This window comes from Vibrio sp. 03-59-1 (assembly GCF_013114135.1).
In the GTDB taxonomy this organism is placed as follows: Bacteria; Pseudomonadota; Gammaproteobacteria; order Enterobacterales; family Vibrionaceae; genus Vibrio; species Vibrio cortegadensis.
Window position 1 is genome coordinate 188,833 of record NZ_VTYA01000007.1, and the last position, 26,573, is coordinate 215,405.

The 26,573-nt window shown below is 40.9% G+C and carries 23 protein-coding genes; 13 read left to right on the top strand and 10 right to left on the bottom strand.

The features are described from left to right. Nucleotides 1-22: 22 nt before the first annotated feature. Together F0249_RS09360 and F0249_RS09365 are read right to left on the bottom strand one after the other, a co-directional pair. The gene (locus tag F0249_RS09360) at nucleotides 23-1,963 is read right to left on the bottom strand and encodes an Hsp70 family protein (protein WP_171756489.1); all 1,941 of its coding nucleotides are present in this window, start codon (nucleotides 1,961-1,963) and stop codon (nucleotides 23-25) included. After that, nucleotides 1,963-2,595 (bottom strand): DUF2760 domain-containing protein, encoded by a 633-nt coding sequence (locus tag F0249_RS09365; RefSeq protein ID WP_171756490.1) that lies wholly within the window; start codon nucleotides 2,593-2,595, stop codon nucleotides 1,963-1,965. The genes F0249_RS09360 and F0249_RS09365 overlap by 1 nt, the downstream gene beginning before the upstream one ends. A 362-nt stretch (nucleotides 2,596-2,957) precedes the next feature. Here F0249_RS09365 and F0249_RS09370 point away from each other — a divergent pair, with 362 nt between their 5' ends. Further along, a complete protein-coding gene (locus F0249_RS09370; protein ID WP_171756491.1) occupies nucleotides 2,958-4,496 on the top strand; it encodes a sensor domain-containing diguanylate cyclase in 1,539 nt (512 codons plus the stop codon). 103 nt (nucleotides 4,497-4,599) lie between these two features. Beyond that, complete coding sequence (locus tag F0249_RS09375; protein WP_017052752.1) at nucleotides 4,600-5,130, top strand: 3'-5' exonuclease; 531 nt, start codon at nucleotides 4,600-4,602, stop codon at nucleotides 5,128-5,130. A 100-nt stretch (nucleotides 5,131-5,230) separates the two neighbouring features. On the opposite strand, the gene F0249_RS09380 is transcribed toward F0249_RS09375, so the two are convergent. From F0249_RS09380 to F0249_RS09390, 3 genes are all read right to left on the bottom strand, one after another. Further along, a complete protein-coding gene (locus F0249_RS09380; RefSeq protein WP_017052751.1) occupies nucleotides 5,231-5,680 on the bottom strand; it encodes a TerB family tellurite resistance protein in 450 nt (149 codons plus the stop codon). A 185-nt stretch (nucleotides 5,681-5,865) separates the two neighbouring features. After that, complete coding sequence (locus F0249_RS09385; protein WP_171756492.1) at nucleotides 5,866-7,776, bottom strand: alkaline phosphatase D family protein; 1,911 nt, start codon at nucleotides 7,774-7,776, stop codon at nucleotides 5,866-5,868. 124 nt (nucleotides 7,777-7,900) lie between these two features. Continuing rightward, nucleotides 7,901-8,269 carry a hypothetical protein gene (locus tag F0249_RS09390; protein ID WP_171756493.1) on the bottom strand — a complete coding sequence of 123 codons (369 nt, stop codon included), beginning with the start codon at nucleotides 8,267-8,269 and terminating at the stop codon, nucleotides 7,901-7,903. Nucleotides 8,270-8,450: 181 nt separating this feature from the next. Here F0249_RS09390 and F0249_RS09395 point away from each other — a divergent pair, with 181 nt between their 5' ends. From F0249_RS09395 to F0249_RS09405, 3 genes are all read left to right on the top strand, one after another. Further along, entirely contained in the window at nucleotides 8,451-9,716 is a 1,266-nt protein-coding gene (locus F0249_RS09395) for a MipA/OmpV family protein (protein WP_253825297.1), read from the top strand. A gap of 170 nt (nucleotides 9,717-9,886) precedes the next feature. Next, nucleotides 9,887-13,846 (top strand): ATP-dependent RNA helicase HrpA, encoded by a 3,960-nt coding sequence (hrpA, locus tag F0249_RS09400; protein WP_171756495.1) that lies wholly within the window; start codon nucleotides 9,887-9,889, stop codon nucleotides 13,844-13,846. Nucleotides 13,847-13,948: 102 nt separating this feature from the next. Then, nucleotides 13,949-14,446: a porin family protein gene (locus F0249_RS09405; protein WP_017052746.1), complete on the top strand. Its 498-nt coding sequence runs from the start codon at nucleotides 13,949-13,951 to the stop codon at nucleotides 14,444-14,446. A gap of 125 nt (nucleotides 14,447-14,571) precedes the next feature. Here F0249_RS09405 and F0249_RS09410 read toward each other — a convergent pair whose 3' ends face one another. Beyond that, entirely contained in the window at nucleotides 14,572-15,828 is a 1,257-nt protein-coding gene (locus F0249_RS09410) for a leucine-rich repeat-containing protein kinase family protein (RefSeq protein ID WP_171756496.1), read from the bottom strand. A gap of 199 nt (nucleotides 15,829-16,027) precedes the next feature. Between F0249_RS09410 and F0249_RS09415 the strand changes: the two genes are divergently transcribed. Next, nucleotides 16,028-16,252, top strand: a complete 225-nt coding sequence (locus tag F0249_RS09415; RefSeq protein WP_017052744.1) for a hypothetical protein — start codon at nucleotides 16,028-16,030, stop codon at nucleotides 16,250-16,252. A gap of 181 nt (nucleotides 16,253-16,433) precedes the next feature. Here F0249_RS09415 and F0249_RS09420 read toward each other — a convergent pair whose 3' ends face one another. Both F0249_RS09420 and F0249_RS09425 read right to left on the bottom strand, forming a co-directional pair. Next, nucleotides 16,434-17,033 (bottom strand): thiol:disulfide interchange protein DsbA/DsbL, encoded by a 600-nt coding sequence (locus tag F0249_RS09420; protein WP_017052743.1) that lies wholly within the window; start codon nucleotides 17,031-17,033, stop codon nucleotides 16,434-16,436. A gap of 76 nt (nucleotides 17,034-17,109) precedes the next feature. Then, nucleotides 17,110-17,463 carry a hypothetical protein gene (locus tag F0249_RS09425; RefSeq protein WP_171756497.1) on the bottom strand — a complete coding sequence of 118 codons (354 nt, stop codon included), beginning with the start codon at nucleotides 17,461-17,463 and terminating at the stop codon, nucleotides 17,110-17,112. Nucleotides 17,464-17,622: 159 nt separating this feature from the next. Here F0249_RS09425 and F0249_RS09430 point away from each other — a divergent pair, with 159 nt between their 5' ends. The 3 genes from F0249_RS09430 (at nucleotide 17,623) to F0249_RS09440 (ending at nucleotide 21,790) form a co-directional block, all read left to right on the top strand. Further along, entirely contained in the window at nucleotides 17,623-20,091 is a 2,469-nt protein-coding gene (locus tag F0249_RS09430; protein WP_171756498.1) for an EAL domain-containing protein, read from the top strand. 165 nt (nucleotides 20,092-20,256) lie between these two features. Further along, entirely contained in the window at nucleotides 20,257-21,285 is a 1,029-nt protein-coding gene (locus F0249_RS09435; protein ID WP_171756499.1) for a sensor domain-containing diguanylate cyclase, read from the top strand. Between the two features lie 82 nt (nucleotides 21,286-21,367). Then, nucleotides 21,368-21,790, top strand: coding sequence for a DUF3010 family protein (locus tag F0249_RS09440; protein ID WP_017052739.1), 423 nt, complete (start codon nucleotides 21,368-21,370; stop codon nucleotides 21,788-21,790). 111 nt (nucleotides 21,791-21,901) lie between these two features. Here F0249_RS09440 and F0249_RS09445 read toward each other — a convergent pair whose 3' ends face one another. Next, nucleotides 21,902-22,858, bottom strand: coding sequence for a sensor domain-containing diguanylate cyclase (locus F0249_RS09445; RefSeq protein WP_171756500.1), 957 nt, complete (start codon nucleotides 22,856-22,858; stop codon nucleotides 21,902-21,904). Between the two features lie 214 nt (nucleotides 22,859-23,072). On the opposite strand from F0249_RS09445, the gene F0249_RS09450 reads away from it, so the two are divergent. Together F0249_RS09450 and F0249_RS09455 are read left to right on the top strand one after the other, a co-directional pair. Continuing rightward, nucleotides 23,073-23,324 (top strand): hypothetical protein, encoded by a 252-nt coding sequence (locus F0249_RS09450; protein ID WP_171756501.1) that lies wholly within the window; start codon nucleotides 23,073-23,075, stop codon nucleotides 23,322-23,324. A 65-nt stretch (nucleotides 23,325-23,389) separates the two neighbouring features. Further along, complete coding sequence (locus F0249_RS09455; protein ID WP_113796917.1) at nucleotides 23,390-23,599, top strand: hypothetical protein; 210 nt, start codon at nucleotides 23,390-23,392, stop codon at nucleotides 23,597-23,599. Between the two features lie 68 nt (nucleotides 23,600-23,667). Here F0249_RS09455 and F0249_RS09460 read toward each other — a convergent pair whose 3' ends face one another. Then, entirely contained in the window at nucleotides 23,668-25,140 is a 1,473-nt protein-coding gene (locus F0249_RS09460; RefSeq protein ID WP_171756502.1) for a carboxypeptidase M32, read from the bottom strand. Nucleotides 25,141-25,355: 215 nt separating this feature from the next. Here F0249_RS09460 and F0249_RS09465 point away from each other — a divergent pair, with 215 nt between their 5' ends. Further along, nucleotides 25,356-25,991: a LysE family translocator gene (locus tag F0249_RS09465; RefSeq protein ID WP_171756503.1), complete on the top strand. Its 636-nt coding sequence runs from the start codon at nucleotides 25,356-25,358 to the stop codon at nucleotides 25,989-25,991. Continuing rightward, nucleotides 25,991-26,569, top strand: a complete 579-nt coding sequence (locus tag F0249_RS09470) for a threonine transporter RhtB (protein WP_171756504.1) — start codon at nucleotides 25,991-25,993, stop codon at nucleotides 26,567-26,569. The genes F0249_RS09465 and F0249_RS09470 overlap by 1 nt, the downstream gene beginning before the upstream one ends. The last annotated feature ends 4 nt before the right edge of the window (nucleotides 26,570-26,573 follow it).

Genomic DNA, 26,573 nt, shown 5'->3' on the forward strand with positions numbered 1-26,573 from the left:
GAATTTTTATGAATAGTCGATGTTATTCGCTTTGGTTTTGGCTTTCGCTATTTTGCGTAAGCGCTTCGCCTGACGCTTCATCGCGTACATCAAATTCAACGTGCCATTTCTGGCCATTATCCGCTGCAATCGCTTCTAAGTACAAAGTGCCTAGCTCGGTTACACGAGACGCTAAGGTAACAGGAACCACTTCGCCAATGTTACGCCCTTCAGATACAGGTAGCGTCACTTGAATTTCAGGTAACTCTTCCAGCTCTTCTGGCTGCCAGAAATCAAGATGAGTGCCAGCTTCGTCTTCACGGCGAGTTGTTGAACCGAAGAATTGGAAGTGAACAGGCTCGCCAATAACGAGACCGAACTGCTGGCTAGGAACTTGAACGCTTGAGCCCTCTTCCATACCAAATGGAGCAACACAAAGTGCTTCCATTGGCGGTGCCATTCCCGGAATTGCAGGCATCGCGCTTTCAATACCAACATAGTAACTAGACGCGATACCGCCACGGATACGAACACCTTGGCCTCGGCGAACAGAACCATAGTAAGAGGCACCACTTGCAACGGCAAGATCCAGATCTAGACCAGAAAGCTGTTTAGCCATTTCTGTATCTGCATCAATTAACCATTCATTAATGGTGTCTGATAGGCGAGTTGCTAGCAGTTTTGATTTCAGAACACCGCCATTGAATAGCATAGCAGTTGGCTTGATGAAATCGACACTTGCAGGTTCTGCTTCCGGCATGCCTGGCATATTCGCAAATGGGTTGAACTCTTGAGCAGGAGCAGAGCCTGAACCTTGAGCATTCGCTTGCTTAGATAAGAACGCAGCGATGTGGCGTGTAATACCTGCATCTTGAGCGTAAGGTAGACCCATTTGAGTCAGTGCGCCGCGCGCTTTTTGTACTGGATGATCTGCAATACCGACTTGTGGGAAGAAACCATCGACGAGCGTTTGCTGTACTTCTTCTTGTGTCAGTTCTGTCTTCAGTGTTGCTCCTAATAATTTAGAGCCACGGCTTGGGACTACAATCGGCACCGCTTGAAGTTCTGAGTCATTTAACAGTGCTTCTTTTGCATCTCGGCATGCGTGCGTCATCGCTTGAACTTGCCAAGGTTGCAACTGCTTGCCATCTTGAGCCAGTTTCATTTTTAAGCGGTAAGCGAGAGCTAAATCCATATTATCGCCGCCAAGTAGGATGTGTTCACCTACAGCGATTCGATTCAGGTTTAAATTACCATCTTCTTCTGTCACAGCAACCAATGAAAGGTCAGTCGTACCACCACCTACATCGACGACTAATACGATGTCACCAACGTTGACTTCATCGCGCCATGTGTCATTGCTGTTGTCGATCCAGCTATAAAGAGCAGCTTGAGGCTCTTCTAATAGTGTTAAATGTTCAAAGCCTACGTTACGAGCCGCTTCAGCCGTTAAATCACGAGCGGCTGGATCAAATGATGCTGGAACCGTAATCGTTACATCTTGTTCAGAAAGCGGGGCATTTGGATTCGCGTGATCCCAAGCTTGCTTAAGATGATCGAGATATAATTCTGTTGTTTTTAGTGGTGATACTTTGCTGACTTCTTCAGGGCTACCTTGTGGTAGGAAGCTGTCGCGGCGATTGACACCGCTATGGCATAACCAAGATTTCGCACTTGCAACCAGACGAATTGGCGTTTTGCTGCCAAGATTACGCGCAATAGCACCGACTAATGCTTTCGGCTCATGAGTCCATGGTAGGGTACGAGAACCTTCGCCCATCTCATGCTCATGAGGTTGATACAAAAATGAACCAAGTTGGCTGCGATTTTCAACGGTGCCTGGTGCGGTCAGTTGTGGAATCTCCATCACTTGAACGCGAGCATCTTCATCGTTGATGTCAAGGTAAGACAGTACGCAGTGTGTCGTACCTAAATCGATACCAACACTAAACTTAGCTTGAGCCTCAGGTTGAGAGTGTTCCATTACAGTTCAACCTCCGCAGGAGCAATGATAGAAGCGTCGTAGTTTGCTGATAGTTTAGGTAAGTTAATTGCCTCAGCTTTCCAGCCTTTATGTACAAGAGTACCGTTGAATGGCGCATTACCTGTAACATTGCCTGTTAAACGAACTTCTTGAGGGTTAAAGCCTTCAGCGACAGTGATGCGAGTCTCTTCATCTTCAGTGCGAATGTGAGATAGCTCAACATACTCTTTCAATACTTTTTGACCGCCGGAGTGGATAACGCGCGCCGCTGCGCCAACTTCTTCATCTGCAAATGAAGTCAGGTCTTCGTTTAGGAAATCGATCAGACGCGCTTCTTGCTGCATAATTGACAGAAGTTGCAAAGCTGAGTCAGTTGAAGCCGTTGCCAGCTTTGATTCAACTTCGATCACTTTCTCTACTACTTTTTCAACTTCGATGATTTTTTCAATCTCGACAATTTTCTCAACAGGTTTTTCCACTTCGATAATTTTTTCGACTGGTTTCTCAACTATTTTTTCTATCTCTTTTGATTTGCGAGATACAGCAATGAGAAGCAGTAGTACGCTTGAAGCCAACAGGCCCGCATGTAGCATGTCAAACGTAGTTGGAATTAGGTTTAAATCGACAATCATGGTGAATTCTCTTTGGATTGATTCAATATCACGTTGGGTGTTGGTTATACTCAACGTTTGGCATAAAGGCATTTAAATCGACGGTAATATACCGAAGGCTCACTCAAAAATGGCTTATTTTTTGCCATGCATAGCCAAAAAATAGGGGCTGAGTCTAGCATATTCAAGGGCTAAGGTTAGAAGAAATGGCCATTTACACTTATTGATTAAGCTTGTTGGGTTAAAAAGACAACAAATGTGGGTCTTTGAAGCATTCCCATATATAATGACAGTTATATAAATAGAATAATTTTAAGAATAACAACTCAGTTTTTTACTATAAATAGTTTGTAGTTAATTTTTTGCCTATTTTGGGTGGTGAAATGAGCAGTCGGAACAACATATTTTCTTTATCTAAACTTTCATCTAGCACGATTGTTTTTATTCTCGCGATGAGTGTAACTTTGGTGTGTGTATTTGTAAGTTATAAAGCGCAGACATTTTACCGTCTAGCGTCGTTCAATGATGCAGCAGAAAGGCATGTGCAGTCTCTACAGTTCGTTGTAAAAAATGATATTCAACACATTGCCTCAAGTGCAATATTTTTCAGTGCTAATGATAGAAGTGATTGGGATAAATTTTCGATCTTTGCCAAACATACCATTGCAAACTCTGAAAGCCTTATTGGTTTGCAATGGATGGAAAAAGTGGAAGTTGACGATATTGAAAAGCATGTTGATCGTGTTGGGAAGACATTTCCTGGGTTTGGTATCTACACAATACCTAAGGATGGCGATGTCACTCATGGTTATATTTTGGAGGACAACGCTCCAATCTATGTTGCAACGGATATCTACCCAAGAACAAGAGAAAACGCACGTTTACTTGGTTTCTATCCTTCTCGTAAACGCTTTGAGCTGATTTTAGATGGAATCAGTCAAGCGGGTGAGCCAAACATCTCAGATAAAGTAAGATTAATACAAGATAGTTTTGATAAGTCAGCGCCTAAAAATGGCATGTTGGTCTATTTTCCTGTTTTCGAAATTGGGACATTTGATTTATTGGGCGTCGTGATTGGAGTCATTAGAACGACACCGTATTTTGAACACCTTGTCCATCGTATTGATTCTGACCACTGGTTGAAAATACGTGTCACTGATGTCGGTTTTGAGTCTGATGATGCGCCAATTATGTACGAAAGTAAGAGTTGGGACCCGGCTGAAGACAATGTGATCCGCAAATCAATTCCTCTTTATAACCGTGAATGGGTTGTTGAGTTCCAACTTCCAAGCAAAATTACCATTAGCGATGCCATTGTCCTAGTGGGTATATTTTTTGGTGGCTTAACGATTTCGTTGCTTTTAGCTCATATTGGTAGCCTACAATCGAGAGAAAGAGAGCGTCTCTCAATGATGTTAAAAGAGCGAACGAAAGAGCTTCAGTTCCTTGTTGAGCATGACAGTTTAACCGGCTTGCTCAATCGTCGTGCGTTCAATCGATACATTAAGAAAATGCTGAAACGTAAAGAGTCTTTCAGTTTGGTCAGTTTTGATATCGATCATTTCAAATCTATTAATGATCAACATGGGCATGTGTGTGGCGATGAGATGTTGATACATGTTTCAGATACGGTGACATCAGAACTGCATTCTGGGGATTGTTTCTATCGTGTTGGAGGTGATGAATTTAGCATTATTTGCCAGTTGACGGATGAGAAAGAACTCAAGAATTATCTAGATAGCATAAGGCGAGCGGTGGAGTCGAGTGTGTTGTATTTTCCTGGTATTGAGATTTCATGCACGATCAGCATTGGCGCTGCGCGATATGCCGGTGAAGGTTTAGAAGATATTTTACACAAAGCCGATCGTCAGCTTTACCATAGCAAAGAAAATGGCCGAAATTGTATCTCAGTTGCAGCCTAATTGAGCACTTAACTCGCATGAGGTCGAAGTTTACATTTGGCTCAGGTACAATCCGTCTTCGATGAAAGTAACGTAATTCCGAGACGCAGTAGAAAGGCCAATTATGAATCATAACCGACTTGTTTGTTTTGACTTAGAGATGTGTTGCTGGAGCAACGATGGTGTCGGAACGACGGGCGAAATTATCGAAATTGGCTTAGCTGAAATCGACATTGCGACAGGTAAAATAGTAAAACGCGCGCAGTATTACGTGAAACCTGAAAAGGATGAAATCTCACTGTTTTGTGCGGAGTTAACTGGAATTACACCACGTAAGATTGAGAAACAAGGACGCCCACTGGTTGACGTTTTAAAATCTATGTTGAAGAATTTCGGTGGCCCAAATAAAATTTACGCATCATGGGGAAGAGATGATCAAATCCTTTTCAATGAGTGCAAAGACAAAGGGTTAGATGCTCCATTTAGTGAGTTTATTAACCTTGCGACCTTGTATCGAATGCAAAATCGCTTGAAAGAGAAGCGAATTGGACATAGAGCCGCGCAAGAAGCGAAAGATATTGAATGGGAAGGTCGCCAACATTCAGGTTATGTTGATGCGTATAACTTGGCAAAATTAGCGTTAACGATGTTTTAGCCAAAATCCCTCTTTGACTATGTGAATGACGTTATCCAACCTACAATATGAACCTTTTCCGCTGTAGGTTGGTATGATTTTCTCTTGTGTTTAGTACCTATTAGTTATTACCAATCACGTCTAATTTCGCACGAATAAACTCGCTATGATCAACGTAAAGTAATTCTGCTGCTTTGCGAATAACCGAGTCTTCTATCGGGTCAATTTCCCCATCGGCATGCGCTACTTCCCACATTCCTTTGATTAATTCGAAACGTCTTTCTTGAGATAGCTCTCTTAAGTGTGATGTGAAATCGTATAAAGAGACCGATTCCTTCACTTTTTCGTTCGCTTCTACGAGCAGATCTGCGGCTTGCTGAGCATCAATGTTAACGAGACGCTGTAATAGTCCGAGTTTTGCTTGTTGTTCTGCTTCATTGATCTGATGATCCGCGCCTGCAACTTCACAAAGTAGTGATGCAATGGCTAAATTTGGTGAGACATTGGCATTCTTCCCAAGGTCTTGTCCTTCCAAAAGTTGTTTGAAAAGCGAGGTGAGAGAATTAAACATGGTAAATGCTCCAAAAAAATATAAATGTGAGCCGTTCATTCACGACTTCTGTTGTTTTAAGTCTTAATAAGGCTTCTGTTAATAAGGGCACTATTAATAAATAATGCCAATCTTGCTTAATCACAAGGGACTTTGCGAAACTTTACCTTTTTCTGACTTTAGAGTATCAGTCATATTCGGCGCGGTTAGCCATTATCTGTCGGAGGAAAAGAGATCCGATTCCCTTCACCAGTTAGTATGGATATGTCGCTCGGCTTTCCTTCGGCATCCAGCTTTAATTCACCGATAGCGCTCTGATTCACTAAACGATAATAACGTTGTGAGTCAGGTGAACGTTTGGTGATTTTTAAGCGCTTTCGCTTTGTAAACCAGTTGAGCACAGAGCGCGGGCTGTAGAGAAATCTATCCATGCCATCGCAAAATTTAAGCAGGGCTGATGGGAATTGGTTTTTAATTCCACTACAGGTTATCTGGTAAATATTCGGGCTCGATTTCCTAAAACGAAGCTTAATGTCATAGGCAAAAGAGTAGTGAACATCACCAGAGAGAATGACGAAATTGGTTGGTGTTTTTGTATGAGTAAATATACTCAGAAGGGTATTGGCGCTGCCGGGGTGTGCCATCCAGTTTTCAGCATCAATCACAAGTGGTTGCCCAATATTGGTCATGCCTTTTTGTAGCGCTTCGATGAATTTGACGCCAAACATAGGCGCAGCAGAGACTAATATCACGGCTGGCTGGTGCATGAGTTCATGTTGCATTTCAATGAGCGCTTCCCAATCCATTAAACCTGATGGCTTATTCATTCGAGATTCTGATCGCCAACGACGAGTTCTGGTATCTAACACGACCATCTTAGGCTGAGTGTCGATGGTATAATGCCATTGCTCAAAACGATCTAAATAGTAAATGAAGTCATCTTGAGATTGGTCATTTGGTTGATTGAAAAAATGGTGAGCGTGGGCCATAAAATCCGTCGAAAACTTTTCAGGAGCATTTCCCCAGCCTTGGCATAACCAATAACTGATAAGCCCATTTCCGATAATCCGTTTTGATAGAGGATTTGATTGAGCGGCATGTTCCCAACCGACGGTTAAATTCCAATCGTCAGTAATATCATGATCGTCAAAAATCATATAAGTGGGAATGTGTGCCAATAAACGCTGTACTTGGCCCAGTCCTAAAACGAAATTATCAATATGCTTTGTTTCGTCTCGCCACACTTGCTGCCACTTAGGGGATAATTGCTGACCACCTTGAGTGAAATTAACATTGAGAAAACGTTCTCTATCAATGTGTTGCCATAAGGTTGGAGACCAAACCAATAGATACATGGCGAAAAATTCAGAGAAAGTGATGAGATGGTTTTCACATTCAGTCGAGCTGAAAATTGGGATCCCTTGGTGAGGAAAAAACTTCGCAAGTAAGCCATCTTCTTTCGTGTAATGAGGAAGTATAGCGTCACGATGATAAAAATTTTCAGAACAGGAATAGAGTGATTGGCTGTCTGGCACTATGTCGCTTGCTAGGTTTTCGTCAGGCAATCCAAGTAAACTAATTACTTGCTGAATGGCATCTAGCATCGGCCCTGCAACATGATCCGCGTAGATCTGGTCACCGCTCATCATCAGTAGTGAAGGGCGATCTTCAATGCTTTGAGTGGCTACTTTTGAATCCGCTGCGACTAAACTGTCTCGACTAAAATGGTGAGGGTTACGGCAAGATCCATGTAATACATAATCGGCTTTGCTATTTATGCTGAAAGATACCCGAGATTCATATGGGTACAACAGTGTTGGACAGGTATGACTTAAAGATCCATTTTGAGTGATTAGGTCATACTCTAAAGCGGTATCCGTTGGGAAATGACCTTTGACGTGCGCGAGGACAACCCATGCTTTCGAACCAATTTGGATCTGGCTTTCAGTACTGACATCAGCAGAGTAAAAAGGAGTAGAGTTCTCTGGGTAATATAGATTGAATTTGCCAATCAGTGGCTGAGTGGTAACAAGCCATAAAGTGATCTCAGAGGATGTCGTTTTGCGTAAAATTGGCCCTGCAATAATGAAAGGTAGTGTCGATGTCTTGCTTGGCAAACAGAACTCCTAAATGAAAATGGTGGTGTCGAATACTCAAACCTAGGTACTAGCGATTGTCGTACTAACTACTGTCATACTAACCAGTGACGTTCTAGCTATTGACGTTCTAGCTATTAGCGTACTAGCCATTGTCATGCGTTAAGTTGTTATCGGGATCTTCAAGGATTTCGATTACATCGGAACTAGAAAGTTCATGTCCCATTAAAAATAAAGCGAGCATGGCGTCTGCTTTTGTTTTGGTGTCGCTTGATTCATCCAGTAATTGTTCGAATCGACTGCGTAGCATATTGATTTCATGTTCAACAAACCCACGACCTTCTTCATCTCCCTGCGTCTCTTCTGGAGCATTATCAAACTCTAAAAATAACAAACTCTCATTTAAGTGAGTATTAATGAGCCTTTCTGGTAGCCACTCTTCCCCCATAACGATATCAGGGTCGTGACCTTCAGGAAGTGATTCGATGATTTTTTTTAATTCAGAAGCTTTCACATTTCTTACATCTGATGGACAATATTCTTTATTGTAACGGTGAAACGTACTGAATCATAAGCAAACATTGTATAAATCGGTAATAATTGAAGGATCATTACGAATTCTGCTGTTTGTTCGAGGGTTTAAAAGAATAATGCATAAACAATATCAATGTAGAGCCCTAACCGCGCTCTTAGCGATGGTGGTTTCTTGCCCATCTTTGGGTACAGAAGAACAAGAGTGGGGAATTGCGGCGATGTATCGCACGACCAGTATCCCATTCGATACAGCGGGAGGCGACCAGACCGTCAGCACCTTTGTTCCTATGATGTTTTTCGAGAATGAGTACGTCTTTGTCGATGGTATTGAGGGCGGGGTATTTCTATATAATAGTGAAGAATCCGATTGGCGAGTAAGTGCGTTAACTCGTATGCGCTTTATCGATATCCCACAATCGGCACAAAATGCCAATGAGGGCGACACCGCTGACTTCGGTATGCAACTCCAATATAAAATTGATGACACTTGGTCTTTTGATAGCGAGTTGATGACCGATGATGACTTACATTTTCACAGCAATTTTCGCTTAAACGGACAGTACGAATTTGGCGATTGGGAGCTATCTCCTAGAGCGACAATTCGTTATAAAGATGCTGATTTCAACAGTCAGTACTATGCATTTAAGGATGTGACTGGTGAAAGTATCGGCGCTGGAATTGATGTTAATTTAGGCATTGATATCCGATACCATGTGATCTCAAATTTATATCTACTTGGTTCGACTAGTGTCACTCGCTTTGATGACAACGCTTTCAATTCATCGATTGTTGAAGACCGCTATCAAGGTGAGTTCTATCTAGGGTTTGGGTTATTTAACGACAAAACCGCACCGAAAAACCCGGAATTGAGCAATAAGCCTTATTTACGAGTCGCGCATGGTTGGGCAACGCCATCGAATATCGGCGACATAATGAAGCTGAATAGCGAGAAAGATAAATATAATAACCAACTGACTTCAGTCTTTTATGGTCACCCGTTGACCGATGAAGTGTTTGGCGTGCCAATTGATATCTATTTTACACCTGGTATCGCGCATCACTGGTCGTCGAAGGTTCAGTCTGGTAGTACGGAATACATCGCCGCAATAAAAGCGTTCTACACGTTTGATTGGCCTATTAAGTGGCGTTTTGGTGTTGCTGAGGGCTTATCTTACATCGACAGCATAACCTATATCGAACAGACCGAGATGGATGAGAAAGGGTATACCGCGAGTCATCTATTGAACTATTTAGACTTCTCATTTGATATTAATGTTGGAGACGCAGTGAACCAGTCCGATCTAGAAAATGTATGGTTTGGGTATTCTCTGCACCATCGTTCCGCCATCTTTGAAAATGCCTCTCAATTTGGGCGAATTAAAGGCGGAAGCAACTACAATACCATTTACATTCAATATGAATTCTAGCTATTTTTTTGACGTTTAATCTTATAAAAAAGCGTGAATGCTCAATACATTCGCGCTTTTTTGGGTTTGTAACGGGATTAATTTGGAGCTGAAGGGCTATCGTATGATTGTTTATAGTTTGGCTGTGATATAATTTTGCCAGTTTTTAGTTAGTAGATATAGGACACGCTTTGACCTCGTCACAGCCCAAAGCAGAAAAAAATCCTTCTGCATCAAATAGCCCGTCAGCATCCACCAATAACGCAACATCATTACGCAAAGCATTGAGCGAATGTATGATGCGCGATCGCTTCCGATTAGGTAAGCGAATCTCTGGCGCGAGTAGAATCAAGAACGAAAAATCCAAACATGCGGTATTTGATGAGATTGCATTAGATATCGCCAAATCAATGGTGGTGGCGCAAAGCCGTATTTCTCATCAGCCAACCATTGAATACCCAGAAATTCTTCCTGTTAGTCAAAAGCGTGATGATATTGCCAAAGCGATAGCTGAGAACCAAGTGGTGATCATTGCGGGTGAAACAGGTTCTGGTAAAACAACCCAAATTCCAAAGATATGTAGTGAGCTTGGTCGTGGTAAATATGGCTTGATTGGTCATACACAGCCGCGCCGTTTAGCGGCACGCTCGGTTGCCAACCGCATTGCTGAAGAGATGGAATGCCAACTGGGTGAGTTTGTTGGTTATAAAGTCCGATTTAACGACCAGATTTCAGATAATACTCAAATCAAATTGATGACTGACGGTATCTTACTGGCAGAGATCCAACATGACCGTTATTTAAATCAATACGACACCATTATTATTGATGAAGCGCACGAACGCAGCTTGAACATCGATTTCATCATGGGTTACTTGAAAGAGTTATTGCCTCGTCGTCCTGATCTAAAAATTATCATTACATCAGCGACCATTGATCCTGAACGCTTTTCCAATCATTTCAATAAAGCGCCGATCATTGAAGTATCAGGTCGAACTTACCCTGTAGACACGCGTTATCGTCCATTGGGTGGTGAAGAGAGCAGCGATCAAGATCGTGACCAAATGGAAGGTATCTTTGAAGCGGTTGATGAACTTTGTGATGAAGGTTTAGGTGATATCCTAATTTTCATGAACGGCGAACGTGAAATTCGTGATACGGCAGACGCATTAAACAAACGTAACTTACGTGATACGGAAATTGTGCCGTTGTATGCTCGTTTGTCTGCTGGTGAGCAGAATAAGATTTTCCAATCTCATGTTGGTCGTCGAATCGTACTCGCAACCAACGTGGCAGAAACGTCACTCACCGTTCCGGGCATTCGCTATGTAATTGACCCTGGTACTGCACGTATTAGTCGTTACAGTTATCGAACCAAAGTTCAGCGCCTACCAATCGAAGCGATTTCTCAAGCGAGTGCTAACCAGCGTAAAGGTCGTTGTGGTCGTGTGGCGGAAGGTATTTGTATTCGTCTCTATTCAGAAGATGATTTCTTATCACGCCCTGAGTTTACCGATCCCGAAATATTAAGAACGAACTTAGCGTCAGTTATCTTACAAATGACCGCGCTGGGTCTAGGTGATATTCAAGCCTTCCCATTTGTTGAAGCGCCCGATCAGCGAAATATTCAAGATGGTGTCAAACTTCTTGAAGAGCTAGGCGCTATCAAAGCAGCAGTCAAGAAAGGGACTTCAGATCCTAAGAAACAGTTAACACCAATAGGTCGTCAACTGGCTAAATTGCCAATCGATCCGCGTTTAGCACGAATGGTGATTGAAGCACCAAAGTATGGCTGCCTGAAAGAAGTGATGATTATTGTATCGGCATTATCGATTCAAGATCCTCGCGAACGTCCATCAGAGAAAAAACAAGCGTCAGATGAAAAACATAAACGCTTCTTTGATGAAGACTCGGATTTCATTACTTTTGTGAATCTTTGGGAACATATTAAAACCCAGCAAAAAGAGCTTTCAAGTAATCAATTCCGCAACCAATGTAAAAAAGATTACCTGAACTATTTACGTATTCGTGAGTGGCAAGATGTCTATTTTCAAATTCATCAAGCGATGCGTGAAATGGACACTAAGCTAAATAGTGAGCCGGGTAGTTATCAAAATATCCATACCGCTTTGTTGGTGGGTCTGCTTTCTCATATTGGCATGAAAGACCAAGAGAAAAACGAATACCAAGGTGCGCGCAATGCTCGCTTTCACATCTTCCCTGCGTCTGGTTTGTTTAAGAAACAGCCTAAATGGATTGTGTCTGCTGAATTAGTGGAAACGTCCAAGTTGTGGGGACGGATTATTGCCAAGATCCAACCTGAATGGCTGGAGTCGATTGCTCAACACTTGATAAAACGCAGTTACAGCGAACCGCATTGGTCTAAAAAGCAAGCTGCGGTTATGGCTCATGAAAAAGTGATGCTTTATGGGATCCCAATCGTTCCGAAGCGTCAGGTTAATTATGGCCCTATCGATCCGGTAGTCAGCCGCGAGATCTTTGTTCGAAGTGCGCTGGTGGAAGGAGAGTGGGAAACGAAACACGCTTTCTTTAAACAGAACCGTAAACTGCTGCTTGAAGTTGAAGAGTTAGAACATAAATCTCGTCGTCGCGATATTTTGATTGATGACGATGAGCTGTTTGATTTCTACGATCAGCGAGTCAGTACTGAAGTGGTGTCTGGACGTCATTTTGATAGTTGGTGGAAAAAAGCGAGTAAAGATAACCGCGAACTGCTTAATTTCGAAAAAGAGATGCTGTTCCGTGGCGATGCCAGTCATGTTACTGATTTGGATTATCCTAATTTTTGGCATCAAGATGGATTAAAGCTGAAATTAAGCTACCAATTTGAACCAGGCGACGATACCGATGGGGTAACCGTTCACGTACCACTGCCGATTTTGAACCAAGTGAGTCAAGCTGGGTTTGATTGGCAGATACCGGGTTTACGTCATGAATTGGTGGTGAGCTTAATTAAGTCACTACCTAAAACGCTACGCCGTAACTTTGTGCCTGCACCTAACTATGCGGATGCATTTCTTTCACGCGTGACGCCAATGGAAGCACCACTTCTTGATTCTATGGAAAAAGAACTTCGTCGCATGACGGGAGTAGAAGTACTACGGGAAGATTGGAAGTTAGAGCAGATCCCTGAACACTTGAAGGTGACATTCCGTGCAGTCGACCATCGCAAGCGTAAGCTAAAAGAGAATAAAGACCTGCATGAACTCAAAGAGAGCCTGAAAGATAAAGTTCAACAGACTCTTTCACAAGTTGCAGATGATGATATCGAGCAGCAAGGTTTACATACTTGGAGTTTTGGTGAACTGCCAAAAGTATACAAACAAAAACGTGGCGGCTTTGATGTTAAAGCTTTCCCGGCGTTGGTTGATACTAAAGACAGTGTTGAAATAAAACTGTTTGAGACAGAAGAAGAGCAGATCAGTGCAATGAGAGCGGGGCAACGTCGCCTTATTTTGCTGAATGTTCCATCGCCGATTAAGTATCTGCATTCGAATCTGCCTAACAAATCGAAACTTGGCTTGTACTTCAACCCGTATGGAAAAGTACTTGATCTGATTGATGACTGTATTGCTTGTGGTATTGATAAGTTAATTGAAGAGAAAGGTGGCATCGTTTGGGAGCCAACTCAGTTTGAACAACTAAAAGAACATGTTCGAGCGGAACTTGGCGATACCGTTGTTGCAGTCGCTGAACAGGTTGAGACGATTTTAACGACCGCGTTTAGTATTAATAAAAAGCTGAAAGGACGTGTTGATTTCACGATGGCATTTGCGCTTTCTGATGTAAAAGCTCAAGTAGAAAGCCTCATCTTTAAAGGTTTTGCTACCGAATGTGGTTGGAAGCGTCTCCCGGATATTCTTCGTTATATGAGAGCGATAGAGCGACGAATGGAAAAATTGCCAATCGATCCGAATAAAGATCGTTTGCATATGCTCAAAATTGAATCGATCACTAATGACTACAAAGAGTTGTTGAATAAGATTCCGAAAGGGATTGCTGTGCCAGATAATGTAAAAGAAGTGCGTTGGATGATCGAAGAACTTCGTGTAAGTTATTTTGCACAACAGTTGGGAACCCCATATCCGGTTTCAGATAAACGAATTAAAAATGCGATTGATGCCTGTTAGGTATAAATATTGCATACTATAAGTTAATAACAATTTATTGGCAGTTAGGTGGCAAAATGTCGCCATTTAAATTAACTGCCATGTTAAATGAGAAGGTTAAACATGAAAAAGACACTATTAGCTCTAGCTTTGATCGGTGCATCTACGTCAGTAATGGCTGATTCTTGGTTGTACGGTGGCGTTTCTGGTGGTCAATCTGACTTTGATGGTGAAAGCGATACTGCTTACGGTGTCCATGTTGGCACTGGTTTTCTTCCAATCATTGGTATTGAAGCTGGTTTGTGGAACTTAGGCTCTTTCGATAGCGTGTCATACGATGGAGCAGACCGTAAAAATGTCGATGCGACAACGGCTTACATTGCTGTTAAACCAAGTATTGATCTTGGTCCTTTGCATATCTACGCGAAAGGTGGTCTACATTCATACGAACTTAAAGGTGATTCAAGCTTTAGTGAAGATGATGTTGATATCATGTATGGAGTTGGTGCTGAGTACTTTGTATTTGGTCCTCTTTCAGTTGGCGCTAGCTACCAAAACTTTAAAATGAAGCATGACAATATTGGTTCATTCACTGTTAATGCAACACTGCACTTTTTATAAGTCCTGATTTGCTTCAAATTGAATTAAAACGCCAGCAAGTATGCTGGCGTTTTTTATAAGCATAACCAATGAACTAATGAACTAATGAACTAATGAACTAATGAACTAATGAACTAATTAGCTGACTAGTTAATGTATTGTTTTGCTCGTTGTTCGAGCTTTTGAAACTCTTTGCATTTTGAAACGGAACGGTGCTGATCGCAGATTGACAGTAAGTCTTCAATAAAGAAACCTAATGCTCTTAATTCAATGTTAAAAATACCCTGTTGCAGAGGTAGCGGTAAGTACCCATAAACAGATGCTGCGCCGAAATCCCCAAATATCATATCTGCTGAGTCATTGACCAAAACGTTATGGGCGTACAAATCACCATGACAAACTTTGTTGCGGTGTAGGTGGTGAAAAACATCCGTCATTTGAGTGACGATTTTAGAAATTTCCTCAATCGAAAGAGAAAACCCATCTTCAAACGTATCGCGAGTGCAAGATTGTAAGCTAGGCGGTAGACCTAAATTGAAGAAACTATTCGGAATCAACTCCATAACTAAAGCCAAGCCTGCTGGTTCAGATATTTGAGCCAGTGATTTGATGAGATTATCGTGTGTTCCTGCCTGTAGACACGCTTGCAATTCATCTTCTGGGTAGCCATCGCTGGTTATTTCCCCTTTAAATACTTTCACTGCAACTTCTTCGGGCAGATCAAGGGAGGTATTTTTCCAATCAGCATGAGAAATAACGCCAGACGCACCTTGCCCTAAGACTTGATTGAGTTGCAGATCCTCAAAGGAGACATGAGGAACGGTTTCGAACTCTTTTTCTCGTTGGCAAAAAGGGTTTCCAGAAAATGCAATCCAAGCGAGACGCGGAAGTTCGAGTAGTTGTTTAGGAAACTCGGCTAGTGCATTTGCGGATAAACGGATCAATTCTAATGCGTTCAATTGATTCACAGTTTTTGGCAACGAGGTCAGTTGATTTCCAGCCAAAGCGAGTTTTTGAAGTCTTGGTTTATTACCTAGGCTATCAGGCAATTCAGCGATCTTGTTATCCGTTAATATTAACCAACGAAGTGTTTCTGGTAGGGAGTTTGAAGGAACATGGCTGATTTGATTCGCTTTAAATCCGACCATTTCAAGTTTTGGGCATTGGCCTAATACTTCTGGAAGCTCAGTAAACAGGTTATTAGAAGCGAAGATAATTCGTAGATTTTTGAGTTGAGATAGCTCATTTGGCAACTGTCTCAGTTGATTATTGGAGAGATCTAATATTTCCAATGTTTCAGCTAATTCAAGGATCTCTATTGGGAACTCTTTTAACTCTTCCGATAATTGGAGGCGGGTAATCCCTTGTAGTTGTCCCTTTCTAAGCTGTTCTAACGTTTGCAAACCGTTTTCCTATATGACCTGTATAATGAAATCGTATTCTACTTGGTATGTAGGGTATTGGCTCTTTTTTTTCTTTATGCTAATTTAATTAATAGCAGTACCGCTGGATGGGTACTGTGTAAAGATACAGTGTTTATTATTGACTAACTAACCGTTACTTCTATACTGTTTATATAAACAGTTAGCTTGGAGGTGCAGTATGTTGTGGGATACATTAGACCGTGTAAATCGTTTACGCCAAGAAGCATTGGCTAATCCAGAGTTTGTTGATTCAGCTAAAGAGCATGAACTTGCACTTGAGGAAGAACAACAAAGTGTCGAAACTAAACCTAAGCGTCGGTATAGAGTGAGAAAACCTAAAGCTCTATCTGATATTTATGATCATGTTGAATTTGCCTCTAACCCAACAGGCATTCAACACTAAGTATGCTCAATACATACCATCGACATTGTTACTTCTAGAGCCACATCGTGTGGCTCTTATCATTTATCGAGTCAAATCCGCTTCACGATTTTTGGAAGCCGCTCTCTTATGAATTCTCACCAATCTCATTTTCCAAAAAAAAGCCCCAGTGATTCACCAGGGCTTGTTATTGTCATTTAAATTAAAGTGTTAGAAGGTAGTTAACTAACTGGTTGTACTCTTCGAAACTCTTAATATTGTCAGGCTTTACGATATATTTGTTGTTAACTAGTACCCCTGGAACTCCTGTTAGCGTACTTGCCTCAAATTGTTTGTCGAAACGCTTCTGCATTGAATTTACGGCAAAGCTATTGTAAGCAGCATCATATTTTTCAGCATCAATACCGTAGTCAATGAAGATCTGACGCAGAGCAACTTCATCTTTTGGTGCTTGGCGGAGTTCATGAATCTGTTTAAACATAGCCGCAACCATCTTGTCTTCGACACCCAGAGCAATCATTGTTGCGTAGGATTTCGCCATTGGAACCGCCATTTTGCTACCCATGAAAGCGACATGCACTTTTTCAAATTTGGCTTCGGTAGGCATTGAAGATTTTAGCTGTTCAATAACGCCTTCGAATTTGTAGCAATGCGGACAGTAAAATGAGAAAAACTCCGTTACTTTTGGATTCGTGGCTTTTTCGACATCAAGAACTTGGTAGTGCGTGCCTTCAGAAAATTGTGCAGCTTGGATAGAGATGCTCATAAATAGAGCGGCAACAAGAGTGAATATTTTATTCATGTGTATTATTTCCATACAAAATTAAATAGTTCTCAACCTGTAGTGTTGAGAGATGTTGTTTGTTTGACGTCAGAAATTACACAATTGGAGGGCGATAAACAGAGTTCGCTATGAGTACGGCTTTCTTACTTAACTCGTTGGGAATTAACGCCAAAGAGTGACTACGAGGCGATAAATCTGAATTGGTTCGATAACTTGGTATTTTAATAAGACATATTGAACCACAGCAGTGATGATCTAAGGTTGAATCACTGATTTTATCGTGTTCAGGACAGTTCGATGCTGAAATGAAACTTGAATATGATTTGTCTAATGAGTTTGAAAAATGGATGGTTTCAGAGTTCGCAAGTGCAGTGCTAAACATGCTTGAGGTCAACATTGCCACTAAGGCTAATGTTGTAATCCAAATTGTATGTATTAGCTTTGGCATGAGAGTTCTTTATATCCAGTGAAAGGTAATTATACATAATAAAACCACGACTCCATATCCTATATGAAAAACTGTTAACTTGAATGCTGACAGGGATAAGAGAGTACGCTAAATTCTATGTTATAAGTGTGGTCGCAATGAAATGAGGTGAATTTGAGGATGAATTCGAAACTCCAAATAAAACCTGAGGTAAATGCCATTAATAATTCGCTTGAGTATAAATACCCAATGTTTGATTGGTCACTCAACCTTGATACTCGAGAGTTTAGCTACGATTATAACGCATTGGCCTCGTTACTTGATTTAGAAGTGCCCATCGTAACCATCACTGACTTCATGCAGTATATAACTCAAGAGCAGAGAAAAGAGTTAGAACTCGTATTTCTTCAAGCAATCAAGTCTGGTGAAAGACAACATTTCAGCTGTTGTTTCGTTCCTAACCAATCGATATTGGCTTATGTTGAATTTTATTTTGAATTAACTCAGCCAAGGCAAATCGAGGGAACGGTTCGCCCGGTAATGCTTGTCTCCTCAAAACATCAGATCGCGAACGTATTTCGCAGCTTATTTGAAAATAGCCACCATGGGGTTTTGATCACCGACAGCGAAACTCGAATTATTGCGTGCAATCAACATTATGAAAACCAGATGGGGTTTGAGCATGGAACGCTAATTGGAGTTAAAACTAATATATTCAACGTTGGGAAGTATTCGGATCAGTTCTATGACGACATGTGGCATCAAATCCATACCAATGGTTTTTGGAGTGGGACCTTGCTCACTCGTGATGCTCATAATCAAGTATTCCCCCAAGAGTTAACAATACAGAAGATAGAAGCAACACCAGGAGAGATCTATTATTTAGGGCTCACAGCCGCTCTACCTAAACAGACAACTCAAATTGCGACAAATGAGCTAGGGGGACTCGCACTGTCGAGTAAGCTTCCTACTAAAGATAAATTTCTTAACCAGTTACGTCAATTGTGTGGAAAAGATCATCAAGCGAACAGTAAAATTGTACTGACTATTAAGCCGAAATTTGCCTGTGATTGTTACAATGATCATGTTGAATTTTCTGAAGTCATCTCTTTAGGTAATGTTAGCCAAGCGATTGGGTATTTAGGCGATCAAATATTTGTGGTTTGCATTGATTGTCAGGCAAGGTATGAAAGTATTGAATCAAGGTGTGTTCGTTCTGCGTTACGTGATTTTTTTCAAGAAATTAGGCTAAATAGTCGAAAAGAAATATATGATGGAGTGATGAATGGGCGTATTGGTGTCTCCATCTTAGGGTTAGATAGCCAGAGTGCCTCACAATTACTGTCTCATGCAACTCAAGCTATGTTGGAACGGCACTCTGGAGAAGATCGCAATATTAGCTTCTACCACAGTACCATCCATAATGAGATTAAAAGGAAGAAAAGATTAGAGGATGGAGTATTACAAGCCATTCAAGAGCGGCGTCTGGAAGTTCATTATCAGCCTATCGTGGATGCGAGGAGCGGTGAAATAACCAAGTTTGAAGCACTGTGTCGTTTTCCTAGTATTGACGAGGAATCAAATGTTCAAGAGCTGATTAATATCGCTGAAGATTTAGATTTAATTAATGAGCTAGATTCTCAAGTTAGTATGATCGCATTAGATCGTCTAGAGGATATTCATCAACAGTTTGGTGAACATGTGGGCCTTACCTTAAATTGCTCATTAAACACCCAAAGAGAGCCGGTTTCGGTTTTAAATAATTTAGCAGAGCTAATATGCACTCATGCCAAAAAACCTGAATGTGTCACTATCGAATTGACAGAGAGTGCTTATTTTGACAATGAGGCGAATCAGTCTGATGCGCTTAAAGAGCTGCGAAATTTAGGTGTTAGCATTGCTATTGATGATTTTGGTACAGGGTATTCCTCTTTTAGTTACTTGAGCAATAGCCAGTTTGATATTTTGAAAATAGACAAAGCATTTGTATCTGATATTCATCTGCATTCGAACAAATTCAATATTGTAAAAATGATAACTGAGTTGTCACATACTTTAGGCGTTGAAGTTGTGGCGGAAGGTGTCGAGAACTATCACGAGTTTAGAGTACTGCAAAACTTAAAGGTTGATAATGTACAAGGCTTTTTATTCTCAAAGCCTAAGCCATTTTTTGAGTTTAATTCTGGAAAGCCCTATGTGGATCAATTGAAAGAAGTAGGGTTGATTATGAGTGAACAGTCACACGGTACTATCTTAGGTCTATCACGAAACGGTCCACCAAGAATTCATCCATCAGAACCATTATCTTTGGCATTTCAGTACATTAATGAACAATCTATTCCTTATATTCCTGTCGTGATCGACAATCGATGCGTAGGCATTGTTGGCAAAGATTCCCTCAATCTACATTTAACCTTGACGATGGGAACCGATCTTGAAACTACGAAGGAGTCTCAAATTTGGAGAAAAACAATTAATCAAGTGATGCAAGTGAAGTTCACCCAGTTGCAAGATAGTCTGAATATAAATGAGTTGGCGGCATTACTTGATAGCGAAGTGGCTTTTCCATGGGTATTTGTAGACTCAGAAGGAGAGTATAGAGGTATTTTGTATGAATCTGACATCATAAGATATTTTACTTCTTGCTAATTATTATCGGTCGAATAAATAAAAAATGACTCATAGCTGGTTAGACGCCTCATATTAAATGAAAATAATTAACTTTCTTGTTAGTAAGGGGGTTTAGTGTGCAAAAGGAGACTATTATTGATGAACAGCATTATAAAGCTGTTCAAGTATGGTGAGGAGAGTTGTATGAGTTTGAGTGCTCATTGTTTTCAGTCTGCAAATGAAGAGAGGCAACATGTTAATTTGCCATTGGAATTTCTAAATGATTTAGCTCAGTCTCAATCTGTACAAGAGATACTAAATTGCACTTCTTACTGGGTCCGGAAAATCTTTAATGCTGATCGTGCAAGTATTGCATTAGCAAAAAATGAGACAACATTAGAAGTTTTTTCACTGACCGGAAATACTGTCATCCCATTAGGCCGAGTGATTCCAATCCAATCCACTTTGGTTGGTCGTGTGTACCTAAGCCGGGCCCTCGCTATTTGTGAGAATAACCATTCTGCAGAGTATATTGATTGCCAGTGGTTAGCCGAAGGTGGATTGCTATCGTGTATGGATGCGCCACTTCTCAGCCATGACGCCTGCTATGGGACACTCAATGTTGCACATAGCGAGCAGTGCCGTTATCAAGAGAGTGACGCACAGATCCTGACCAGCATTGCGCAATGGGTAGCCGCTCAAATTCGAGTACAAAAACAGATAGAAGACGCAAAAACTTTAGCGGGGATCGATTGGTTAACGGGCGCCTTGAATAGACGGGCGTTTATGGAGATCACCGACGAATTAAGCTTCAAGCCGAGTCTGAAATCTCACTGCCACGCACTGTTGATGATTGACATTGATAATTTCAAAAAAATAAATGATCAGTATGGCCATCTTGCGGGGGATGAAGTGTTGATTATGGTGTCACGAGCTATACGTAGTGCCAAACGAGAAGACGACATTTTTGCTCGTATTGGAGGTGAAGAATTTGCGCTGCTACTGAAAGATGTTCCTCATGAAGTTATTTTAAAGAGAGCAGAACTTCATCGGACTGAAATTGAAAAGCTATTCATCAACCTGGATGATAACAAAATAAGTTGCACAATCAGCGTAGGTGTCGCGACTCCGATAGAGAGCGACGTTTCATTCAGGTGCATATTAGCTCGGGCAGATTGTGCTCTTTATAAAGCGAAAGGTGATGGAAAGAATAGAGTAATAGTTGCTGATTAAGTGGATTAGCCGTAGCTTAAAGCTAGCCTTCGATGTCCAACAAGCACTATAATAAGCAGCTAGATAATAAATAGGTATTTACATGAAAATTTGTGGTGTTGAGATTAAAGGTAACGATGCGGTTATCTGTCTTCTTTCGTTGTCTGACGGTGTGTTCAATATACCTGATTGCCGCGCGTCTAAAGTGTCAATTGGTGACGCGAATGACACTCAACAGATGAAAGATTTCCAGTTTTCTTTTGCAAAGCTGATGGAAGATTACCAAGTTGATAAGATCGTAATCCGTCAACGTCAAACTAAGGGTAAATTTGCAGGTGGTGGCTTTGGTTTTAAATTAGAAGCAGCAATTCAACTTGTAGATGGCTTGGATGTGACCGTTGTCTCTCCTAATGAGATCAAAGAAAACCTAAAACGAAATCCATTAGCATTTAAGTTTAAAGAGACAGGGCTTAAACAGTTCCAAGAACAAGCCTTTACTACTGCTTATGCTTGCCTAATGAGCTAAATCAATCAAAAAGCCTGACTAATATCGATTCGTCAGGCTTTTTATTTTTAACAGGTATCGATAAAGTAAAATACTTTACACTTGAATCTATCTCTATCTCTATCTCTATCTCTATCTCAATGGCATAAATATTTTATAATTATTCCGATGTTCATTCTTGACTTGATACATCGCTTTATCCGCATTTTCAATTAAGGTAAGTTCATCATCCCCATGTTCAGGGAAGATTGAAATTCCAATGCTTACGGATATATCAATATATTCCTGCCCAACTAAAACTGGTTCTAGAAAACAATCCATAACTTTTTTAGCAAATAAAGTGGCATCGTGATCATTGGTAATGAGAGGGAGCATGATCACAAATTCATCGCCTCCCAAGCGAGCAACGGTGTCTGTCTCTCTTTGAATTAAGCATTGGAGCCGTTGAGAGACACTAATGAGTAGTTCATCTCCAGATTTGTGTCCAAGTGAATCATTCACAGGTTTAAAATTATCGATATCAAGTAAAAGTAGCGCTAACTTTTTTTGCTCTCGCTTGCAATGTGCCAAAGACTGGTGAAGATTGTTAAATAACAGGCGGCGATTGGGGAGGTTGGTTAGCGGATCATATAAAGCGTCATGTTCTAATTTTCTCTCATGGGCTTTTCGTTCACTGATATCTTCGATAATGCCGAGAACGATTTCTTTGCCGTCAATATCCGTTAATGCAACACCACTGATGGTGATTGGATACCTGGTGCCATCTTTACGAATATACTCTTTTTGGTTGGGACCAAAACGTCCAGTTCGTTTAAGATCTTCAATCTGTTGAAGCTCTTGTTTCTCATATTCTTTAGGCGTGATGTCCCAATAACTGAGCTGGATAAACTCATCTTTGGTATAACCTGCTGAGTTCAACACTGAGTCGTTTACTTCAAGAAAATCACCCGTTGTGGCATCAACAATTGCCATTCCAACAGGTGAAAGTTGGAACATAGTCAAAAACTTATTATTTGCTCGTAATAATTTATCTTTTAGTAACCTATCGGAGCATTCTTGTGTGTTTATCATATTTAACGATACTCCCATCGATTATATTAATTATGAATGTTTACATATGCACCCACATTAAATAAGTGTATTGGTAAAGACAAGATGAAGTATTGTAAATAGAGACCTAGGTAACGAGATTTCGTGCATGTTAAAGAGACTAAAGGTTTAAACAGTAAATGTATTTGTCACTTGCACTCAGCAGATCAATCGATTTAAATAGCTGGGAATATTTTTAAACCGAAGGCTTTCTATGTATTTAGTTCTGTATTGCCATAATATTGGGATGACCGACTTTTCTTTTTTCGAGACGGCGGATTTCGATGAAGAAGAAGGGTACATCGTTCGTGGCAAATGGCCAAACGAACAGGCATTTATGCTCTATTTAGCAAAAGAGTTTGGCGATCTATCTTACTATACGATCATTAATTTGATTAAAGAGGGAAAGAGCGCTGAAGATTACTCACAGCAAGACCTAATTCGTATTGCAAGGGATCTACATTAGATCAGTCAGCTAGAGATCTACTAGCATTGACGAAAGAAAACAGACAGAAAAGGCGTGGGTTAAAAATGCACTACATGAGTTTAAAGTTAGATAACGCAGCACTAGAATTAGTCGGAGACTTAGTTAAAGAGTTAGATAATGATGATGGATGGATAAAGATGACTGCGCGAATTGCTGCTCAAATAGATTCAACGTTATCGTCCAGTGATTATGTTGGTGTTGTTCTATGGTTTAGTGAATCAGATTATATTGAGCAAGAGATAGTGTATCGCTAAACAGCAATCTACAATTTAATCCAGCGACAGGCTGAACGAGTATATGTTCAGCCTGTGGTTTCATAATATTAAAGGTAGCGACTTCTCAAATGATTTTGGAAGTGTGTTGCATTCAAAACATCACCCGTTGCCTGTCTAACCAATTCATCGGTTGAAAATAGACTAGCTTTGCTCCAAATGTTTGCTTCCAGCCAGCTGAAGATTGGAGATAAATCACCTGAAGCGATCACGGTTTCCACATCTACTGTCTTCTTCATCGCTGCCATGAACTGAGCCGCATACATCGCACCGAGTGTGTAGCTTGGGAAATACCCAAAACTGCCGTCTGTCCAGTGGATATCTTGCATACAACCATTTTTGAAGTTGTTCTGAGTAGATAAGCCAAGGTAATCCTGCATTTTTTGGTTCCACAATTCCGGTACATCTGTATGTAAAATGTTGCCATTCATTAGATCACGTTCAATTTCATATCGTAAAATAACATGCGCAGGGTAGGTCAGTTCATCGGCATCAACGCGAATGAAATCTTTCTTCACACGTGTGTATATTTTCTGGAAGTTTTGTTGTTCGAATTCAGCCCCTGAAAATTGTTCTCTCGCAAGACGAGAAAGGTGGCCGATGAATGCATCATTACGACCAACTTGCATCTCAAAAAATAGCGATTGAGATTCATGAATGCCCATTGAACGAGCTTCACCAGAAGGCAGGCCTGCTAACGAAGTTGGTAGCCCTTGTTCATAACGAGCGTGTCCAGTTTCATGCACAATGCCCATTAATGATTGAACAAATTCATTCTCATCATAGCGAGTGGTAATACGAACGTCAGACTGAACACCACCGCAAAATGGGTGAACACTTTCATCGAGACGGCCGTGATTGAAATCGAACTGAAGCAACTTCATAACTTGAAGGCCAAGAGCTTTTTGTTTGTCTGTCGAGTAAGTGCCATTTGGAACAATAACACTTTCACTGGCTTGCTTATCGATCACTTGATCGATCATCGATGGTAGCCAAGTTTTTACATCGTTAAAAATCAAATCTAGAGAGGCAGAGTTTGTATCTGGTTCATACAGGTCAAGCATGGCATCGTAAGGCGTTAAACCAGTAGCATCAGATCGAAGTTGGGCTTCTTCTTTTGATAGCGCGACGACTTCTTTCCAATTTTTTTCAAAGCCAACCCAATCATTATTGCCACGTTGGGTTCGCCAAGCATGTTCGCATTTTGAACCCGCCAGTGATTGTGCTTGGACCAAAGAATCAGGAAGAATAGTGGTACGCTGCCATTGACGTTTAAGTTCACTAAGGCTGGCTTTCTCTTGAGTAGATAACACTTCATTCTCTGCATCATTGAACCAATCGCCTAACTGAGGTTGAGTCATTAAGCCGTGAATGTGTACAGATAATTCAGCCATCGCTTCGCTTCGAGCATCGTTACCACCAGAAGGCATCATGGAAGCTTGGTCCCAACTACAGATAGAGGAAAGATGTTGGAAGTGTGAAATTTTCTTTGAATGGTCGACCAGTTTTTTGAAGGCGCTCATTGGTTCTACTCAATTAGGGAAAAAGTTAGTTTACCAATCGTTAACAATCACTCCAAGTAGCAAGTCATGGTTTTGACTATCTATTTAATCGATTTCATAATTATTTTCTCGCTTTTTGCCTGTCTGAAAGATAAGTTGGCTTAACTATCTAGGGATAGAGGCTGAGCCTTCGAAGAGCAAGGCGTGAATAAGAGTGAAAGGAACAGGGATAGGCAATGTATATTTTGAATTTTGAAGCTTTTTTGATTGCGATTACAATTCTGACATTAACTCCAGGCTTAGATACGGCACTGGTGATTCGTAACACTTCCAGAGGGGGCTTAACCGATGGGTGTGCCACTAGCTTGGGTATTTGTAGCGGCTTGTTTATTCATGCGCTCTTTTCTGCTATCGGTATTTCAGCCATCCTGGCCCAGTCTGCGGATTTATTTAATGTGATTAAAATGGTCGGTGCTGCTTATTTGATTTGGCTTGGTATTAACAGTTTACGCGCAACATTTTCTCAGCCCAATGGTATGAATATTCAAAATGGAACAGAACATACTCTGGTGGTAAGTCGTTCATTAAGAGAAGGTTTTTTATCGAATGTGCTTAACCCAAAAACCGCAGTATTTTATTTGGCTTTTTTGCCTCAGTTTATTGATCCGCAAGGTTCCCCTTTACTTCAATCGATGCTTATGGCGGGTATTCATTTCATGATAGCAATGATATGGCAGTGCGGTTTAGCTGGGGCATTAACAAGAGCCAAAACATTATTGAAAGATGCCAAGTTCATGAAATGGATGGAAGGTACAACCGGAGTTGTGCTTGTCGCGCTTGGGCTTAAATTATTAATAGAAGAAAGAGTGTAATGTCTTTATCAACCCATCATATGCTTAAGTTACTGATTGCGGGAGTGGTCATATTGCTTTTGATTATTGGGCTAGTAGGGATAAACACTGTGCCTCAGTTAAATTATTTAAGTCGAAAAATGGACTGGGATTGGCACTGGGCTTATTTTGAACCATTGTCCAATGGTATACAGCAAACGAGAACTCAAGATACACGGCAACTGTTACTGCGACGGGTTTACATTGAAAAGTCGATCTCCGTTTTTGTTATGACAACATTAGATAATAAATTAGAGCTTGATATCGTTTATCAAAATGACTGCAAAGTTGGTGAATATAAGAATCTAAACTTGCTCATTAATGGTGAACATAAAGAAAATACCGTTATGGTTTGCGAAACGAATGGGCAAAGTTTTATATACCGATATGTTGATACGAAGCTTGAAACATTGTCGTTGGCTCTAGACTCGATTCACCTTGAAGAAGACTTTGCATTTTGGCCTGTTGATGAGTTGAAGCTAGATCAATTTAAACAACAGCACTCAAGTTTTTTTAGAAAGAGTGGTGAAAGCGTGGAACATGATTGGTTACGCGATTAAATCA

What these genes read in the sequence shown, in the direction of transcription:
- F0249_RS09360 (WP_171756489.1), bottom strand. Translation starts at nt 1,963, where the DNA reads ATGGAACACTCTCAACCTGAGGCTCAAGCTAAGTTTAGTGTTGGTATC.
- F0249_RS09405 (WP_017052746.1), top strand. Translation starts at nt 13,949, where the DNA reads ATGAAAAAGACACTATTAGCTCTAGCTTTGATCGGTGCATCTACGTCA.
- F0249_RS09455 (WP_113796917.1), top strand. Translation starts at nt 23,390, where the DNA reads ATGCACTACATGAGTTTAAAGTTAGATAACGCAGCACTAGAATTAGTC.
- F0249_RS09430 (WP_171756498.1), top strand. Translation starts at nt 17,623, where the DNA reads ATGAATTCGAAACTCCAAATAAAACCTGAGGTAAATGCCATTAATAAT.
- F0249_RS09380 (WP_017052751.1), bottom strand. Translation starts at nt 5,680, where the DNA reads ATGTTTAATTCTCTCACCTCGCTTTTCAAACAACTTTTGGAAGGACAA.
- F0249_RS09460 (WP_171756502.1), bottom strand. Translation starts at nt 25,140, where the DNA reads ATGAGCGCCTTCAAAAAACTGGTCGACCATTCAAAGAAAATTTCACAC.
- F0249_RS09365 (WP_171756490.1), bottom strand. Translation starts at nt 2,595, where the DNA reads ATGATTGTCGATTTAAACCTAATTCCAACTACGTTTGACATGCTACAT.
- F0249_RS09375 (WP_017052752.1), top strand. Translation starts at nt 4,600, where the DNA reads ATGAATCATAACCGACTTGTTTGTTTTGACTTAGAGATGTGTTGCTGG.
- F0249_RS09420 (WP_017052743.1), bottom strand. Translation starts at nt 17,033, where the DNA reads ATGAATAAAATATTCACTCTTGTTGCCGCTCTATTTATGAGCATCTCT.
- F0249_RS09435 (WP_171756499.1), top strand. Translation starts at nt 20,257, where the DNA reads ATGAGTTTGAGTGCTCATTGTTTTCAGTCTGCAAATGAAGAGAGGCAA.
- F0249_RS09470 (WP_171756504.1), top strand. Translation starts at nt 25,991, where the DNA reads ATGTCTTTATCAACCCATCATATGCTTAAGTTACTGATTGCGGGAGTG.
- F0249_RS09425 (WP_171756497.1), bottom strand. Translation starts at nt 17,463, where the DNA reads ATGCCAAAGCTAATACATACAATTTGGATTACAACATTAGCCTTAGTG.
- F0249_RS09395 (WP_253825297.1), top strand. Translation starts at nt 8,451, where the DNA reads ATGGTGGTTTCTTGCCCATCTTTGGGTACAGAAGAACAAGAGTGGGGA.
- F0249_RS09440 (WP_017052739.1), top strand. Translation starts at nt 21,368, where the DNA reads ATGAAAATTTGTGGTGTTGAGATTAAAGGTAACGATGCGGTTATCTGT.
- F0249_RS09445 (WP_171756500.1), bottom strand. Translation starts at nt 22,858, where the DNA reads ATGGGAGTATCGTTAAATATGATAAACACACAAGAATGCTCCGATAGG.
- F0249_RS09465 (WP_171756503.1), top strand. Translation starts at nt 25,356, where the DNA reads ATGTATATTTTGAATTTTGAAGCTTTTTTGATTGCGATTACAATTCTG.
- F0249_RS09450 (WP_171756501.1), top strand. Translation starts at nt 23,073, where the DNA reads ATGTATTTAGTTCTGTATTGCCATAATATTGGGATGACCGACTTTTCT.
- F0249_RS09415 (WP_017052744.1), top strand. Translation starts at nt 16,028, where the DNA reads ATGTTGTGGGATACATTAGACCGTGTAAATCGTTTACGCCAAGAAGCA.
- F0249_RS09370 (WP_171756491.1), top strand. Translation starts at nt 2,958, where the DNA reads ATGAGCAGTCGGAACAACATATTTTCTTTATCTAAACTTTCATCTAGC.